General features: G+C 67.8%; 14 protein-coding genes. 11 read left to right on the top strand and 3 right to left on the bottom strand.

Translation table 11 applies throughout. The annotated features are described in order from the left end of the window. Positions 1 to 5: 5 nt before the first annotated feature. Together OLX02_RS12620 and OLX02_RS12615 are read left to right on the top strand one after the other, a co-directional pair. Positions 6 to 1,094, top strand: coding sequence for an acyl-CoA dehydrogenase family protein (locus OLX02_RS12620; protein ID WP_264423363.1), 1,089 nt, complete (start codon positions 6 to 8; stop codon positions 1,092 to 1,094). Position 1,095: 1 nt separating this feature from the next. Then, positions 1,096 to 2,316: an acyl-CoA dehydrogenase family protein gene (locus OLX02_RS12615; protein WP_264423361.1), complete on the top strand. Its 1,221-nt coding sequence runs from the start codon at positions 1,096 to 1,098 to the stop codon at positions 2,314 to 2,316. A 56-nt stretch (positions 2,317 to 2,372) separates the two neighbouring features. Here the strand turns inward: OLX02_RS12615 and OLX02_RS12610 are convergent, their stop codons facing one another. Continuing rightward, positions 2,373 to 3,869: a class I adenylate-forming enzyme family protein gene (locus tag OLX02_RS12610; RefSeq protein ID WP_264423359.1), complete on the bottom strand. Its 1,497-nt coding sequence runs from the start codon at positions 3,867 to 3,869 to the stop codon at positions 2,373 to 2,375. A gap of 70 nt (positions 3,870 to 3,939) precedes the next feature. Here OLX02_RS12610 and OLX02_RS12605 point away from each other — a divergent pair, with 70 nt between their 5' ends. Continuing rightward, the gene (locus OLX02_RS12605; protein WP_264423358.1) at positions 3,940 to 5,238 is read left to right on the top strand and encodes a MaoC family dehydratase N-terminal domain-containing protein; all 1,299 of its coding nucleotides are present in this window, start codon (positions 3,940 to 3,942) and stop codon (positions 5,236 to 5,238) included. Positions 5,239 to 5,311: 73 nt separating this feature from the next. Here the strand turns inward: OLX02_RS12605 and OLX02_RS12600 are convergent, their stop codons facing one another. Next, positions 5,312 to 6,139: a thioesterase family protein gene (locus OLX02_RS12600; protein WP_264423356.1), complete on the bottom strand. Its 828-nt coding sequence runs from the start codon at positions 6,137 to 6,139 to the stop codon at positions 5,312 to 5,314. A gap of 100 nt (positions 6,140 to 6,239) precedes the next feature. Between OLX02_RS12600 and OLX02_RS12595 the strand changes: the two genes are divergently transcribed. The 4 genes from OLX02_RS12595 (at position 6,240) to OLX02_RS12580 (ending at position 10,318) form a co-directional block, all read left to right on the top strand. Further along, positions 6,240 to 7,439: an acyl-CoA dehydrogenase family protein gene (locus tag OLX02_RS12595; protein WP_264423355.1), complete on the top strand. Its 1,200-nt coding sequence runs from the start codon at positions 6,240 to 6,242 to the stop codon at positions 7,437 to 7,439. 4 nt (positions 7,440 to 7,443) lie between these two features. Further along, positions 7,444 to 8,451: an acyl-CoA dehydrogenase family protein gene (locus OLX02_RS12590; protein ID WP_264423354.1), complete on the top strand. Its 1,008-nt coding sequence runs from the start codon at positions 7,444 to 7,446 to the stop codon at positions 8,449 to 8,451. Between the two features lie 65 nt (positions 8,452 to 8,516). Next, the gene (locus OLX02_RS12585) at positions 8,517 to 8,804 is read left to right on the top strand and encodes a hypothetical protein (protein ID WP_264423352.1); all 288 of its coding nucleotides are present in this window, start codon (positions 8,517 to 8,519) and stop codon (positions 8,802 to 8,804) included. 17 nt (positions 8,805 to 8,821) lie between these two features. After that, on the top strand, positions 8,822 to 10,318 hold the full coding sequence (locus tag OLX02_RS12580) for a class I adenylate-forming enzyme family protein (protein WP_264423350.1): 1,497 nt from the start codon (positions 8,822 to 8,824) through the stop codon (positions 10,316 to 10,318). A gap of 25 nt (positions 10,319 to 10,343) precedes the next feature. Here OLX02_RS12580 and OLX02_RS12575 read toward each other — a convergent pair whose 3' ends face one another. Then, a complete protein-coding gene (locus OLX02_RS12575) occupies positions 10,344 to 11,201 on the bottom strand; it encodes an SMP-30/gluconolactonase/LRE family protein (RefSeq protein WP_264423348.1) in 858 nt (285 codons plus the stop codon). A 187-nt stretch (positions 11,202 to 11,388) separates the two neighbouring features. Here OLX02_RS12575 and OLX02_RS12570 point away from each other — a divergent pair, with 187 nt between their 5' ends. From OLX02_RS12570 to OLX02_RS12555, 4 genes are read left to right on the top strand one after another with little or no spacing between them, the layout of a single operon-like run. Continuing rightward, positions 11,389 to 12,177 carry a FadR/GntR family transcriptional regulator gene (locus OLX02_RS12570; protein WP_264423346.1) on the top strand — a complete coding sequence of 263 codons (789 nt, stop codon included), beginning with the start codon at positions 11,389 to 11,391 and terminating at the stop codon, positions 12,175 to 12,177. A gap of 7 nt (positions 12,178 to 12,184) precedes the next feature. After that, on the top strand, positions 12,185 to 13,168 hold the full coding sequence (locus tag OLX02_RS12565) for an enoyl-CoA hydratase/isomerase family protein (RefSeq protein WP_264423344.1): 984 nt from the start codon (positions 12,185 to 12,187) through the stop codon (positions 13,166 to 13,168). After that, positions 13,165 to 14,088: a CoA transferase gene (locus OLX02_RS12560; protein WP_264423342.1), complete on the top strand. Its 924-nt coding sequence runs from the start codon at positions 13,165 to 13,167 to the stop codon at positions 14,086 to 14,088. The genes OLX02_RS12565 and OLX02_RS12560 overlap by 4 nt, the downstream gene beginning before the upstream one ends. Next, positions 14,085 to 15,416 (top strand): amidohydrolase family protein, encoded by a 1,332-nt coding sequence (locus OLX02_RS12555; RefSeq protein WP_264423341.1) that lies wholly within the window; start codon positions 14,085 to 14,087, stop codon positions 15,414 to 15,416. The genes OLX02_RS12560 and OLX02_RS12555 overlap by 4 nt, the downstream gene beginning before the upstream one ends. Positions 15,417 to 15,491 lie beyond the last annotated feature (75 nt).

The raw sequence follows: 15,491 nt of genomic DNA, 5'->3' as shown, positions 1-15,491 counted from the left end.
CGCCGATGGACTTCGATCTTTCCGATGAACAGAAGATGCTGGCCGAGCAGGCGCGGGGTCTGCTCGCCCGGCGCACGCCCTATGACCATCTGCGCCACCTGATCGATAGCGACGCAGCCTGCGACGAACCGCTGTGGCGGGAACTGGCCGAAATGGGATTCCTTGGCCTTGCCATCCCGGAATCCTGCGGCGGACTGGGATTGGGCGCGCTCGATTGCGGCGTGCTGTCGCAGGAACTGGGCCGCGCCAACGCCTGCCTGCCGTTCAGCTCGTCCATCGTGATGGCCGCCGAAGCGATCCGCCTTGCCGGCTCAGACACGCAAAAGGCGCACTGGTTGCCCCGCCTCGCCTCGGGCGAGGTCATCGCCTGCTTTGCCGCGACCGAAGGGCCGGGGCCGCTGTTCGGCCACGCCAGCACGCTGTCCGGCGGAAAGCTGCACGGCACCAAGACCCCGGTCGCCGATGCCGGCATCGCCTCGCTCGCGGTGGTGCAGGTGGGCGATGGGCTGGCGCTCGTCCCGCTCGACCAGCCGGGCGTGACCCGCACCCGGCTTGAAAGCTTCGACCAGTTGCGCCCGCACTTCGCGCTCGCCTTCGATGGTGCCGAGACTGAAGTCCTGCCCGGCACGGGCCTGCTCCCCACGCTGCTTGATCGCATCGCCGTGCAGGTGGCGTTCGAAGCCATCGGCGCGGCCGAGGCGTGCCTTGCGATGGGGCTTGCCTATGTGAAGGAGCGCCAGGTGTTCGGCCGTCCGCTGGCCGGGTATCAGGCGATCAAGCACAAGCTGGCCGATGTTGCTCTCGCCATCGAACTGGCGCGGTCGAATGCCTGGTTCGCAGGCTGGGCGGCGGATTCCTCGCCGCAGGATCTTCCCGCCGCCGCCGCTGCCGCGCGCCTGACCGCGCTGCGCGCGTTCGAACTCGCCGCGCGCGAGAACCTGCAGGTGCATGGCGGCATCGGCTACACTTTCGAGGCCAACTGCCATTTCTACTACCGGCGTGAACGCCTGCTCGCCCTCAATGCCGGGAGCAAGGGTTATTGGGCCGATCGCCTGATCGCCGCCCACGCCGCCACCGCAGCAAAGGCCGCCTGACATGGATTTCAACGATACCCCTACCGAAGCCGCTTTCCGCGCCGAGGCGCGCCAATGGCTCGCCGCCCATGCGCCCGCGCACGAAATGCCGCAGGGCGTCCGCCTGCCCGAAGAGGAGGAAGCCGATCGCGGCCGCGCGTGGATGCGCGAACTGTTCGATGGCGGCTGGTCGGGGCTGACGTTCCCCAAGGCGCTTGGCGGTCGTGGTCTTTCCGGTATCGAGGCTGTGATCTTCGCCGAAGAGGAAGGCTGCTACCACCTGCCCAAGGGGCCGTTTACCTCGATCGGCACCGGCATGGCGCTGCCGGTCATCGCCCGCCACGGCACCGACGAACAGCGCGCCCGCTTCATCGAGCCTACGCTCAAGGGCGACATGACCTGGTGCCAGCTCTTTTCCGAACCGGCGGCAGGGTCCGACCTCGCCGCCCTGCGCACCCGCGCGGTCCGCGCCGATGACGGCTCGGGCGACTGGATCGTCAACGGCCAGAAGGTGTGGTCAAGCTGGGCGCACCTGACCGACTGGGGCATCCTCGTCGTGCGCACCGATCCCACCGTGCCCAAGCACAAGGGCCTGACCTTCTTCGTGGTCGACATGAAGACCCCCGGCATCGAGACACGCCCAATTCGCCAGATCTCGGGCGCCAGCGAATTCAACGAGACGTTCCTCACCGACGTCCGCATCCCCGATGCCAACCGCCTCGGCGCGCCGGGCGAGGGCTGGGCGTGCTGCATGACCGTGCTGATGGGCGAGCGCCTCGGCTCGGGCGCGCACCGCAGCAAGGTCGAGCCGCTGCTCGATTACGCGGCCGCGACGCCGGACGGCGTGGGCGGCACGATGCTCGAAGATGCCGCCGTGCGGCGCCAGCTTGCCGAAGCGCTGGCCGAGGAGCAGGGCGAGCGGCACTTCCAGGCGCGCCTGCGCACGATGGTGTCGCGCGGTGAGGATCCGGGGGCGCTCGCTGGCATGGTCAAGCTGGCCTATGCCTCGCGCTACCAGAAGGTCAGCGGCCTTGGCATGGAACTGCGCGGGCCGGCCGCGATCGCCGCCGATCCGCAGGACAGCTTCGCCCCCGACCTGCAATACGACTACATCTATTCGACGGTGATGCGCATTGCCGGCGGCGCCGACGAAGTGCTGCGGAACCAGATCGCCGAGCGCGTGCTGGGCATGCCCGGCGAAGTGCGCATGGACAAGGACGTGCCTTTCGATCAGTTGCGCTGACCGGGACGGCCGGACGGTCCCCTCACCGTCCGGTCGCCCCGATCAACCTGGCCGGCTCAGCCTGCCCGGCGCGTGCGCCGGGCTTCTGCTTCGTGTTCGATCACGGGCTTGAGCGCTTTCTTCAGAATCTTGCCGTTGGGATTGAGCGGCATTTCCGGCAGGACCAGCAGGGTGCGCGGCACCTTGTTGTCGGCCAGATGCTCGCGGCAAAACGCGATGATCGCGGCTTCGTCTGCCGCAGCGCCCGGACGCAGCGTTACCGCCGCGCCGATGTCCTCGCCCAGCACCGGGTGGTCGATCCCGACGACGGCGGCTTGCTGGACCGCCGGATGCCGGTGCAGCACCGTTTCGATTTCCAGCGGCGTGATGTTGTAGCCGCCACGGATGATCAGTTCCTTCGACCGGCCGGCCATGATCAGGTCGCCGTCGCCGTCGATGAAGCCGAGGTCGCCGGTCCGCGTCCAGCCGCCGATGAAGCTCGCTGCGGTCGCCTCCGGATCGTTCCAGTATCGGCGCGCGTGCTTCTGGAAGCCGTAGATCTCGCCCACCACGCCCGTCTCGGTGATCACGTTGCCCTGCTCGTCGCGCAGTTGCATGTGCGGGGGCAACTTGCCGACGCAGCCGGGCTTGAGCACCTGCTCGCGCGTTGTCGTGCCCACCCCGATGCCGCCTTCGGACATGCCGTAGGAATTGCGCATCCGCACGCGCGGCCAAAGCGCCAGCGCCCGCACCACGGAATCGTGCGGTAGCGGCGCGGTGCCGGTCATCAGGTATTTCACGCCGGCAAAGTCATAGTCGGCCACGTCCGGATGATCGAGGATCAGGCGCAGCATCGACGGGACGAGGTATACCAGTTCGGGCTTTTTCTCGCGCACCAGGTCGAGAAAGCCCTTGGGATCGAACTTGGGCTGCGTGATCGCCTTTGCGCCGCCGCGCGCCGGCAGCATCACGATGCCAAGATTGCCGCCCGATCCGGTCAGGGGCAGGGCGTTCAGCGTCGAGCGTGAACGGTCCATGTTGGTTCCGGTCACGCCCTTCATGAGGTCGGGGTGCGAAACGACCACGCCCTTGATCCGGCCTGTGGTGCCGGAAGTTCCAAGGATTTCGGCGTCCGCCTCGGGATCGAGGATCGACTGGTCCGGAAGGGCGGCGATGTTTCGCGGCATGGCATCGACATGCCAGCATCCGGCGAGCGACAGCCCGGCAACGGCTTCCGGCACGTCGGTGATGCACCAGCGCGGACCGGTCAGTTCGGCAAAGTCCGTGATTTCGGCGGGGCTGAGGCGGGTGTTGATCGGGCAGGCGATTCCGCCGGCGCGGAACACCGCGAACACCGCAATCGCCATTTCGACCGCGTGGGCATTGCTGATCGGCAGGAACACGCGGTCCCCCGGCTGCAATCCTGCCGCGGCAAGGCCGCCGCCGACCTCGTCTGCTTCCCGGTCCCATTCAGCGAAGGTGATCGCACGGGTGATGCCATCGTGCGCAATCTCGTTCCCCTGGTGGCTGGCACGGATCTTCAAGGCGTCGCTGATCCGCCGCACTTCCGACATGTTCAAACCTCTTGTCTACTTCCTCTGCATCTATTACCTAGTTATACAAGTTAGATCAAGGAGGAATGCCGTGGAAGACGCCAAGACCGACATCAAGCCCGATATCAAGCAGAGCGACGAATGGCAGAAAGCCGTCGCCTACGAGATTCTCGACAGCGATATCGAGCGCCAGCGCAAGCTCATCGGCCACTGGGAGCCGATGAAGAGTGCGGAATATGTCCAGACCGCCTCGGAAGATTCGATCCGCAACTGGGCCTATGGCTGCGGCGACGACAATCCGCTGTTCACCGATCCCTCCTACGCGCGGAAGACGCGCTGGGGCGGGGTGATCGCACCGGGCATGATGGTCGGCCAGATCAACCGCCCGATGAAGGGTGATCCCGTGCCGGACGAGGTCAGGGCTCTCAAGAAAAGCCTGTTCAAGGGCATTCACGTCTTCGTGTCAGGGTCGGAATTCCGATTCTATCGTCCGGTCCGTCCCGGTGACACGATCTACAGCTACGGCGGCGACCTTACTTGCGAGGTCAAGCAGTCCGAGTTCGCCGGTCGCTCTGTCATTATCACCAGCCGCCGCGTGAAGGTGAACCAGCGCGCCGAAGTCGTGGCCACCTATGACATGCTGCGCGTGCTGACCGAGCGCAAGACCGCGGTCAAGAAGGGGAAATATTCCGCCATTCAGCCCGCCAGCTACACCGACGAGGAATGGCAGGCGATCGAGGACGCCTATGCCGCCGAAGCGGTGCAGGGTGCCGAAAAGCGCTGGTTCGAGGACGTCAACGCGGGTGACGTGCTCGGCCTTCAGGTCAAGGGGCCGCTCACCGTCACCGACGTGATCTGCTTCCACGCGGCGGGCTATGGCTTCACGCCCTATGCGCCCACCGCCAACCGCCGCGCGCACAAGAACCGCCAGCGGATCCCCGCCTTCTATGTCAAGAACGAGCACGGCATTCCTGACGTTGCCCAGCGCCTGCACTGGGACCCGGTGTGGTCGCAGGCGATCGGCAATCCGATGGCCTACGACTACGGGGTGATGCGCGAGAACTTCCTGTGGCAGTATCTCAACGACTGGGCCGGGGATGACGGCATCGTCGTGCGCGTCCATGACGAGATCCGCAAGTTCAACTACATGGGCGACGTGCAGCGCGTCACCGGCGAAGTGCTGTCGAAGCGCGTCGAGAACGGTCAGAATCTGGTCGAGGTCGCAGTGCGCTTCACCAACCAGCGCGGCGAGGAGACGGTGCGCTCGACGGCCACCATCGCGCTGCCCAGCAAGGAGCGGTCGCTGCCGCTCTATCCCGAAGTGCCGGCGGATCTCGCTGAAACTGCAGCGCGCATGATGGCGCGGCATTGGGAACTGGGCGGGGAGTGACACAGCCCGTGGGGCCGGACCTGGGCACGCGCCCAGGTTCGGCCCTGGCCTTCCATATGGTCCCGCTATCCAGTCACTGCGCGGCGCGGCGCGATGGCGGCAGCGTGGCGGCAAGGTGGCCCGGCGCCACGAACACGGTCTGCATTCCCCGCGCGTAGACCCCGTCGACATCGGAAAAGATGCTGTGCGCGGTGCCGTGGCCGTTGCCGGCCATGTGTGTCTCGGCATCGATCAGGAACCAGTCGCCCCGCGGAGCACGCAGGAACTGCAGCGTGATGTCGAGATTGGCGAAACTCCATTCGGCGGCATCGGTCGCGCTGCCAAAGCCGTTGCCGAAGTCGGCAAAGAGGCACGCCTTGACGAAGTTAGAAGGCGTGCGCCCTGCGATCACTTGTGCATTCATGGCCAGCCAGGCGACGCCGCGGCCCGGCCTGCCGGGGCCGCCCGCGACCTCGCGCAACACGATTCCGCCACGCATTCGCAGCCCGCGCGGCGTGTCGGTCTGGGGTGTTGCATCCGGGTGCGGATAGGCTGCCGGCACCGGGAACGCGGGCGTCTCCAGCCTGCGCACCCGCAGGATATGTGCCTGGGCCACCGGCCGGCCATCGGCCTGCAACGTCAGGCGGTGCAGCTTGGTCTGCCGGCCATCGCGAAGCGTCTCGCGCGCGACGGTGAGCGGCTGATGGGGCACTTTGCCGAAGATATCCACCTGGAACCGCGCCACTTCCAGCGCTTCGTCAAGGTCGGGATCTTCTGCGGCGCTTGCCAGCAGCGCGCTTACCGGGCCGCCGGCAATGGCGCGCGGGTCCCACGGACTATGCGCGAAGCGGGTCGGTACGAAGCCGTCTTCCATCGCCTCGAAATAGCATGCGGGCATGGGGTCGGTCGCGTCTCCACCCATAGCGTATCCTTCCAAAAATTGCTTCAACATGTTTGACCTAGTAATACAAGTAAGGCATAAGGATGGGGCATGCGCAAGAGTGCGCGGGAGAGTTGCGTCAATGGATCTGAGTTACGGCGAAACGGCGGAAACCTTCCGGAAGGAAGTGCGTGGCTTCCTTGGTCGGGAGTGGCAGCCGGCCGGCCGTCGTGGTGCGGAACTGAAGGAATTCGTCCGTGCGTTCCGCCGCCTCGCGGTGGAGCAGGGTTATCTCTACCGTTCCGTTCCCCGGATCTACGGTGGATCGGAGCAGCCGGTCGACGTGATCCGCGCGCAAGTCATCCGCGAGGAATTCGGCCGTGCCCGCGCGCCCATGGAAGTGGGCGGCAACGGCGTGAACATGACCGTTCCCACGCTGCTCGAACGCGGCACGGAAGAGCAGCGCGAACTGTTCATCCGCAAGACCATCGAAGGCGATTACATCTGGGGGCAGGGCTATTCCGAACCCGGTTCCGGCTCGGACCTCGCCTCGGTGCGCACACGGGCCGAACTGTCGCCAGACGGTTCGCGCTGGATCATCAATGGCCAGAAGATCTGGACCAGCATGGGTATGCAGGCCACGCATATGTTCATGCTCGTGCGGACCGAGCCCGATGCACCCAAGCACGAAGGCATCACCTATCTCCTGCTCGATCTGGACCAGTCTGGCATTACCCGCCGGCCCATCCGTCAGATGACCGGGGAGGAGGGCGCACACACCTTCTGCGAATTCTACTTCGACAACGCCGAAACGCCGGTTGGCTGGCAGGTCGGTGAGCGCGGGCAGGGCTGGTTCGTCAGCCGCACCACGCTCAAGCACGAACGGGCCAGCATCGGCAGCGCCGATGGTCTTGGTCGCCAGTTTGGCAAGCTCGTCGATCTCGCGCGCGAAACCGGGCGGCTGGCCGATCCGGTCGTGCGCGACCGTCTGGCCCAGATCGAGGGCCGCGTGCTGTCGCACCGCTACAGCAGCTTCCGCCTGTTTTCCTGTGCGGCGGCGGGCGACGATGCGGGGCCGATCCAGTTGATGATGAAACTGCTGCTGACCGAGATCGGCCACGACATCGCGCTGCTGGCACAGGATCTCATCGGTGACGCGGCGATGACCGAGCCGCGGGGCGCTGGCACAGGGGCAGGGCGGGGCCCCAACAAGTGGCTGGACCAGATCATGGGCAGCCTCGGCAATTCGATTGCCGGCGGCGCCTCCAACATCCAGCGCAACATCATCGGCGAACGCGGGCTCGGCTTGCCGCGCGATCTCGCCATGGCAGGGGAGCGTTGAGCCGATGCGGTTTCACCTGACCTCCGAACAGATTGCCATCCAGGACGCCGTGCGCGGAACGCTCCGCGAATGCTGGGGCATGGAGCAGCTTCACGCGCTGGCGGAGTCCGATGCCGATTTCGATCCGGCCTGCTGGGCCGCGCTGATGGCGCTGGGCGTGGGGGGGCTGGCTTTGCCGGAAGCCGATGGCGGCGCCGGGCTGGGCCTGCTCGAAGCCGCGCTGGTTTGCGAAATCGCGGGCGAGGCCGCCGCGCCGGGGCCGCTGATCGGGCAGATCCTTGCCGCGATTGCCGTGTCCGCCAGCGGCAATGCCCAGACGCGCGCCTTGCTTCCTGCGATTGCCGCGGGCGAGCGCATCGTGGCGCTCGCGCTGGACCATGATCTTGTCCCCTGCGCGCGCGCTGCCGACCTCTTTCTGACGGACGACGACGCTGGCGGATTGCGCCTTGTCGAGGCGGGCGAGGGTGTCGGCATCGAGCCGCAGCGTTCGACTGATCGCAGCCGCCCGGTCTCGCGCGTGCAATTCCGCACCGCCGGTGCGCATCCGCTGTTTGCCGCCGGCGATCCGATGGTGCAGCGTCTGCGCGATGCCGCGCTGGTGCTTATTGCCGCCGACGCACTGGGCGGTGCGCAGCATTGCACCGATCTCTCGGTCGATTACGCAAAGACTCGCGAACAGTTCGGCCAGCCGATCGGCCGCTTTCAGGGGCTGAAGCACCAGTTGGCCCACATGACGCTGGACGTCGAGCCGGCGCGGGCGCTGTTGTGGTACGCGGCCTATGCGTGGGATGCCGGCTTGCCCGATGCCAGCCATGCCGCCGCGGTTGCCAAGGCGCACTTGTGCGATGTCTACACCCGTTCCGCGCGCGCTGCAGTCGCCGCGCACGGGGGCATCGGCTATACGTGGGAATATGGCCTGAACTACTGGTTCCGACGCGCGCTCCACGATGGGGCGTGGCTTGGCAGCCCGCCCCTCCATCGCGCCCGTGCGGCCGAACTGGCGGGATGGTAGCGGGGCCGCAGATCGGCGGACAGCGATTGCCCCGCGACGCGATGCGGGAGAGGAGAAGCAAAGCTATGAAACCTGGTGCACGTTTGAAGAGCGCGGCCTGTGATGGCGAATTCGTGGTGATCCGGGCCGGGGGCGGCACGCTCACCTGCGGCGGCGCGCCGTTGGCAGAGACGGTTGCGGAGGCTGTTCCGCTCGATCCGGCTCATGCTGGAGGCACCGTCATGGGCAAACGCTACGTCGATGCCGCCGGCACCGTCGAACTGCTTTGCGTCAAGCCGGGGCAGGGCGCGCTCGCGCTCGGCGGCGTCTCGCTCGTGCTCAAGGAAGCCAAGCCGCTTCCCGCTTCGGACTGATCGGCCGGCCCAGACCCATGAACATTGCCCTGCTTCTGGAAATGGCGGCCGAAGCTGCCGCCGATCGCGTCGCGCTGGTGTGCGACGGCAAGCGTTGGACTTACGGCGAACTTCTCGCCGCCGCACGCGGCGCGTGCGAACTGATCCGCGACAGCGGCGCCGAATTCGTCGCCCTGCTCGATGAATCGAGCGAGGCGAGCGTGATCGCGCTGTTCGGCGCGGCGCTGTCCGGCGTGCCCTATTGCCCGCTCAACTACCGCTTGGCCGATGCCGACCTTGCCGCGCTGCTCGGCCGGGTCGCGCCTGCGCTGGTGATCGGTGATGCCGATCGCCTCGCCCGTATCGCGGCGGATCAGGGCCATGTCGTCTATGCGCGGGCGGCATTCACGCTCGCCGTGCAGGAGGCCTGCGCGCCGACTGACGCGGTCTACGATCCGGGCGAGGGGGTCGCTGTGCAGCTGTTCACCAGCGGCACTACCGCCGCGCCCAAGGCCGCGATCCTGCGCCACTCGAACCTTGTCTCGTACATCCTCGGCACGGTCGAGTTCGGCGGTGCGGACGAGGCGGAATCCGCGCTCGTCTCGGTTCCGCCCTATCACATCGCGGGCATCGCGGCGGTCGCCTCGTCGATCTACGCGCAGCGCCGGATCGTCATGCTGCCGGCCTTCGCGCCCGATGCCTGGCTCAAGCTGGTCGAGGCCGAGCGCGTCACCAACGCCTTCGTCGTGCCCACCATGCTCGGCCGCATCATCCACGCGCTCGACAAGGGCGTTCGCGCCGACATCGCCTCGCTCAGGTCGATCGCCTACGGCGGGGGCAAGATGCCGCTCGAACTGATCAGCCATGCGCTCGATCTGTTTCCCGAAACCGGCTTCACCAACGCCTATGGTCTCACCGAAACCAGTTCGACCATCGCGCTGCTCGGGCCACAGGAGCATCGCGCGGCGCACCGCTCGGGCGATCCGGCCGTGCGCGCGCGCCTTGCCTCGGTCGGCATCCCGCTGCCCACCATCGAACTTGAGATCCGCGACGAGGACGGGCGCGTCCTGCCAGCCGGGGAGCCAGGCGAGATCTACGTGCGCGGCGACCAGGTTTCGGGCCAGTACCGCGAACGCAGCGCGCTCGACGCGGATGGGTGGTTCCCGACGCGCGACGCCGGCTATCTCGACGCGGACGGTTATTTGTTCCTGTCGGGCCGCGCAGACGACGTGATCGTGCGCGGCGGCGAGAACATCTCGCCCGGAGAGATAGAGGACGTGCTGCTCACCCATCCGGCCATCGCCGATGCCGCCGCCGTCGCCATCCCCGATCCGGAGTGGGGCGAAGCGGTCGGCCTTGCGGTGGTGGTGCGCGGCGGCTTCGACCAGCCGGCAGAGGACGAACTGAAGGATCTGATCCGGGCGCGCCTGCGATCGAGCCGGGTGCCCGAGCGCGTGCTGTTCGTCGCCGCGCTGCCCTACAATGAAATGGGCAAGCTGCTGCGGCGAGAAGTAAAGGCGATGTTGGCGGCCTGATCCGCCGGCACCGCTGCCAAGGCGGTCAGGCGTTGAAGTGCAGCTTCAGCCCCGGCTCGTCCCAGCGCACTTTGGCCAACAGGCCGCGCGACGACAAGGTGATCCAGGCATCCTGCATGTCCGCCCCGCCGAAGGCGATGTTGGTCACATAGGGATCGTCGAAGGGGCGATGCCGGGTTTCGCCGGACGGGGTCACCGTGGTGATCCCGCCGGTGTGCAGCGTTGCCACGCAGATGTTGCCGGCTGCCGTCACCGCCAGACTGTCGAAGCCGCTCGGCCCGGGCGCCGTCGCTATCCAAACCGGGCGCTGCGGCCCCGGCTTGCGGTCGTAGCGCCACAGGCGCGCCTGATGCGTGTCGGCGACATAGACCGCGCTGCCGTCGGGCGACAGGCCCACGCCGTTGTAGCTGACGGCGTGGCGGTTCACGGCCTCGATCTCGTTGCCGTCGGCAAGGCAGGAGAACAGGCCGCTGGCCGTGCGGATGCCGTCGTGGGTCTTGCCAAGGTCGGTGAACCACAGGCGCCCGTCGGCGTCGAACACCAGGTCGTTGGGCGCTTCGAGCGGGATGCCCTCGCAGGTGTCATAGACTCGCTCGACCCGCCCGGTGGCAAGGTCCAGCCGTTCGATCCGCCCCTCGCAACCCGGCCCGCGCGCGTTCTGCATCCGGGCGAGATCGATGCCGCCGCTGTTGCAGATCCACAAGGCCCCGTCCGGCCCGATGGCGGCGCCGTTCGGACCGCCGCCAACCTCCGCAATACATTCGCTGCGCCCGTTCCAGCAGCGTGTGATACGGCCCGCCGCGAGTTCGACCACGATCACCGACCCGTCCGACATGATCACCGGGCCTTCGGGAAAGGCCAGGCCGTTCGCCACGATTTCCATTGCTGTTCCTTTCGCGTCCCGGGATCAGGCGCCGGCAGAACCCCGCCCGCCCCCTTTCGCGGTGCGACAATTGACATCCCGCAGTCCTTTGCCGCATCACGATGGCACGGCACGGATTTTCCACTTTGATATTTAACTAAGTTCACTATGTTGCGATGAAGTTGGTCTGGGTCAAGGGGATAGCGTGATGTTGCTGGTCGGTTCGGACGACATTGTCGGCTCAGGCCGCATTCACGTGCCGAAGACCAGCGAGATCGTTGCCGACAAGATCCGCGCGCAGATCGTTCGCGGCGAGCTGAACGAGGGCGACGCGCTCCCGCCCGAACGACAGCTGATGGACAGCCTCGGCATTTCCCGCCCGACCCTGCGTGAAGCATTCCGCATTCTGGAGGCCGAAGGGCTCATCAGCGTCGTGCGCGGCTCGCGAACCGGGGCCAAGGTGCACAAGCCCTCGGTCGAACTGGTATCGCGCTATGCCGGCTACGTGCTCGAAGCGCAGGGCACGACCATCTCCGATCTCTACCAGGCGCGGCTGGCGATCGAACCGGCGGTGGTGCGCTGGCTGGCGACCGACCCGGACAAGGCCGCCCTGGCCGGCCTGCGCGCGCTGCTCGACGCGATGGAGCAATTGCTGGCGCGGGGCGAGCACGACGCCTTCATCGAAAAGGTCGAGGTATTCCACCAGGCGCTGGTCGCCGCGACCAGCCTGAAGACGCTCACCTTTCTCAGCCGGATGCTCAACAATCTGGCGGGCAAGCACCAGCGCGATTTCCAGATCCGCCATCCGCGCACCAGCGAAGGACGGCAGAAGAGCCACCGCGCAGGCCTGCGCTCTTACCAGAAGCTGGTCGAACTGATCGCGGCCAGCGCAGTCGAGGAAGCGGTGGCGCACTGGCGGCTCCACCTGCGCAACGCCAACGCCACCTGGACCGCCGACGGCGAGGGCGTCCGCATCGTGGATTCGATCGGCAGCTGAAAGCGGCATGACCGCGCCATTCGCGCTTGAGGCGTTCTCGCCACTGGAAGGATCGCCTCTCGTCGTTGTCGATCTGGCCCGCAGCGACCCGCGCCCGCCGCCGGGCGGCGTGCGTATTGCGCTGGACCGGCAGGGCAGTTTGCCGATGGTTGATCCCTCTGACTTCGATGCCATGGTCACCACCTGTCCTGATGCTCCGGCACCGTGGGTGTGGGTGGCGGCGCCCCGTCTCGAAGCTCAGCTCGCCGTCGTGGGCGCGGCCGCGGCCCATGCCCCGGTTGCCACCAGCGTGCTCGCGCAAGTGCTCCGGCTGGGCGTGACGCTCGATGTCGATACTGCGCTCGATGTCGAATCGCTCGCGTATTCCACGCTGCTCGGTGGCGGCGAATTCGCGCGCTGGCGGGCCGGGACCGCAGTCCGCACCCCTGCAGAATCCACCGCACCCCGCGATCTGGTCCGATACGAACGCACGGATGATGCGGTCACGCTCACGCTCGCCTCTCCCGGCAATCGCAACGCGATGACCGCCGCCACGCGTGATGCCCTGTGGGAGGCCCTGGCCAACGTACTCGACGATCCGACTGCCCCGCAGGTCGAGTTGCGGGGAGAGGGGCGGTGTTTTTCGACCGGCGGCGATCTCGCTGAATTCGGCACGGCGCACGATCTGGCGCAAGCGCACGTGATCCGAACCCGGCGGTCGTGCGCGCGGCTGCTGCACCGGCTCGGCCCGCGCGCCACGGCGCGGCTCCATGGCCTGTGCATCGGTTCGGGGATCGAGGTTCCGGCAGCTGCCGCGCGGCGGATCGCCGCTCCCGATACCGTTGTGCGGCTGCCCGAACTGGCGATGGGGCTTATCCCCGGTGCCGGAGGCACGGTCACGCTGGCGCGGGCGATCGGACGGCATCGCCTGTGCTGGCTGGTGCTTGGCGGCTTCAAGGTGGGCGCAGAACAGGCGCTGCGCTGGGGTCTCGTCCACGCGATAGAGCCATGATCGCGCGTCTTCATGCTTTCCTGCGCGACCGGGCCGCGTCTTTCGGCCTGCCGGTAATGGATCTGCTGGAGCGCGATGCCCCGACGGGGCTTGGCGCGCCGGGGATCGCGTCCGCCAATCGCGCCTGCCGCCTGCTCCGCGCGCGCGACGGCTGGCTTGCGCTCAATCTTGCCCGTCCGGACGACCTGGAGCTTGTTCCCGCGTTGACGCAAGGGGAGGGCGAGGACTGGGATGCGATCGTCCATCACGTAGCCCACTGCGGCGTGACCGACGTTCACGCTCGCGCCATCGAACTTCAAATCCCGGTCGCCCTTCCCGGAGAAGCGGCGGCGCAACCGCTCGCGCGGACTGGCGGCAAGGACGTGCCGCGCAAGGTGATCGACATGTCCGCGCTCTGGGCCGGTCCCCTGTGCGCAGGCCTGCTGGCGCGTGCCGGGGCTGAGGTGTTGCGCATCGACAGCATCGGCAGGCCGGATCCGACGCCGCAGTCATCGCCCTTGCTCCATGCCCGCCTCGATGCCGGCAAGGCGCACCGCGCGCTGGACCTGCGCCTTCCGGCGGACCGCGCGCGCTTGCTCGATCTCGTCGCCCAGGCCGATGTGCTGGTCACCAGTGGCCGCCCTGCCGCGCTCGCTCGACTTGGGCTCGAACCCGCCCGCTTCCCGCATCTGCGCTGGGTTGCGATTACCGCCCACGGCTTCACCGGGCCGGGGGCCGTCCGTGTCGGCTTCGGCGATGATTGCGCGGTGGCAGGCGGACTGCTGGACCGGACCGGGGAGACGCCCCGTTTTATGGGCGATGCCCTGGCGGACCCGCTCACCGGGCTGGAAGCCGCGCTGGCGGTGCTATCGGGGCAGGGCGGGCTGATCGACATGGCGATGGCCCGCGTCGCCGCCGCCTATGCGGGGGCCATCGTGTGAGCCTGCTCTTGCGCAATGTCTGCCCGTGGGGCGCCCCGCCGGTCGATCTGCGGATCGCTGGGGGAACGATCGCGGCGGAAGCAACATTCCAGGCTGGCGACGACGTCATCGACGGACGCGGCGGGCTGCTGCTGCCCGGACTGCACGATCACCACCTCCATATCCTGGCGCTTGCGGCGCGGCGCGCCTCGGTCGATCTGGCGGGGGCGCTGGACGAAGGCACCGTCCGCGCCCGCCTTGCCGCAGCCCCGGCGGGGATCTGCGTCAGGGGGGTGGATTATGACGAGCGCGCCGCCGGCCTGCCGGACGCGGCGATGCTCGACCGCTGGCTGCCCGCGCGCCCCTTGCGCCTTGCCGATCGCACGGGCGCGCTGCGGGTGCTCAATTCAGCCGCCATGGCACTGCTGGGGGATCGCCCCTTGCCCGCAGGGGCCGAACGCGATGCCGGCGGAAGGCCCACAGGCCGCTTCTGGCGCGAGGATCACTGGCTGGCGCAGGCGCTGCCGCAGGCGCTTCCCGATCTCGCCGGGCTGGGTGCGGAACTCGCGGCCTTCGGGCTGACCGCGCTGACGGATGCTGGCGCGCACAACGGGCCGAGCGAAGCGGCGCTGCTGTCGGGGGCGCTGCCGCAACGCCTGACGCTCATGGGCAGCGAGGCGCTTGAACCCGGCGCGGGATATCGGCTGGGCGCGCTCAAGCTGCTGATCGACGAACGCGATCTGCCGCCGCTCGATGCACTCGCCGCACGCATCGCCGGCGCACGCGCGGTGGACCGTCCGGTCGCGGCGCACTGCGTGACGGAGGCGGAACTCGCGCTCTATCTCGCTGCGCTCGACATGGCGGGCGGGGCGCGGGCCGGCGATCGGATCGAGCATGGCGGCATGATCCCCGCCGCTTTCATCGGTGAAATTGCCCGCGCAGGATTGATCGTGGCCACCAACCCGGCCTTCATCCACGACCGCGGCGATCGCTATCGCGTCACTGTCGAGCCTGATCGCCGCGACGATCTCTACCGCGCCGCCTCGCTGCACGGGGCCGGGATCGAGCTGCTGGGCGGTTCGGACGCACCATACGCCGCGGTGGATCCGTGGCTGGCGCTGCGCACCGCGCGCGACCGGCGGACCGCGTCCGGCGCGCTGCTCGGGGAAGGTGAGCGCTTGCCCGCGCTTCTTGCATTGCGCCTCTTTGCACGCGGCAGCCTCTCGCCCGGCCAGCCGGCGGACCTGGTGCTTTGCGAGGGTGGCCCGGCTGATGTTCTGGCCGATCTGGACGCGGCGCGCGTCCGCCTGACCATGATCGATGGCTTTCCGGTGCATCGCCGCGATTGACCGCTTGGTTTAATTACCTATACAACTAGGTGATACATCAATCGGACCCGCCTGCAGCGTGGGCGAGGGGAGAGA

The sequence above is a fragment of the Novosphingobium sp. KCTC 2891 genome, assembly GCF_025938155.1.
In the GTDB taxonomy this organism is placed as follows: Bacteria; Pseudomonadota; Alphaproteobacteria; order Sphingomonadales; family Sphingomonadaceae; genus Novosphingobium.
This window is presented reverse-complemented; position numbering and strand designations above follow the sequence as displayed.

Coding starts and splice junctions, on each gene's coding strand:
- OLX02_RS12570 (WP_264423346.1), top strand. CDS start 11,389: ATGTTGCTGGTCGGTTCGGACGACATTGTCGGCTCAGGCCGCATTCAC.
- OLX02_RS12580 (WP_264423350.1), top strand. CDS start 8,822: ATGAACATTGCCCTGCTTCTGGAAATGGCGGCCGAAGCTGCCGCCGAT.
- OLX02_RS12560 (WP_264423342.1), top strand. CDS start 13,165: ATGATCGCGCGTCTTCATGCTTTCCTGCGCGACCGGGCCGCGTCTTTC.
- OLX02_RS12600 (WP_264423356.1), bottom strand. CDS start 6,139: ATGGGTGGAGACGCGACCGACCCCATGCCCGCATGCTATTTCGAGGCG.
- OLX02_RS12620 (WP_264423363.1), top strand. CDS start 6: ATGGACTTCGATCTTTCCGATGAACAGAAGATGCTGGCCGAGCAGGCG.
- OLX02_RS12610 (WP_264423359.1), bottom strand. CDS start 3,869: ATGTCGGAAGTGCGGCGGATCAGCGACGCCTTGAAGATCCGTGCCAGC.
- OLX02_RS12585 (WP_264423352.1), top strand. CDS start 8,517: ATGAAACCTGGTGCACGTTTGAAGAGCGCGGCCTGTGATGGCGAATTC.
- OLX02_RS12575 (WP_264423348.1), bottom strand. CDS start 11,201: ATGGAAATCGTGGCGAACGGCCTGGCCTTTCCCGAAGGCCCGGTGATC.
- OLX02_RS12615 (WP_264423361.1), top strand. CDS start 1,096: ATGGATTTCAACGATACCCCTACCGAAGCCGCTTTCCGCGCCGAGGCG.
- OLX02_RS12595 (WP_264423355.1), top strand. CDS start 6,240: ATGGATCTGAGTTACGGCGAAACGGCGGAAACCTTCCGGAAGGAAGTG.
- OLX02_RS12565 (WP_264423344.1), top strand. CDS start 12,185: ATGACCGCGCCATTCGCGCTTGAGGCGTTCTCGCCACTGGAAGGATCG.
- OLX02_RS12590 (WP_264423354.1), top strand. CDS start 7,444: ATGCGGTTTCACCTGACCTCCGAACAGATTGCCATCCAGGACGCCGTG.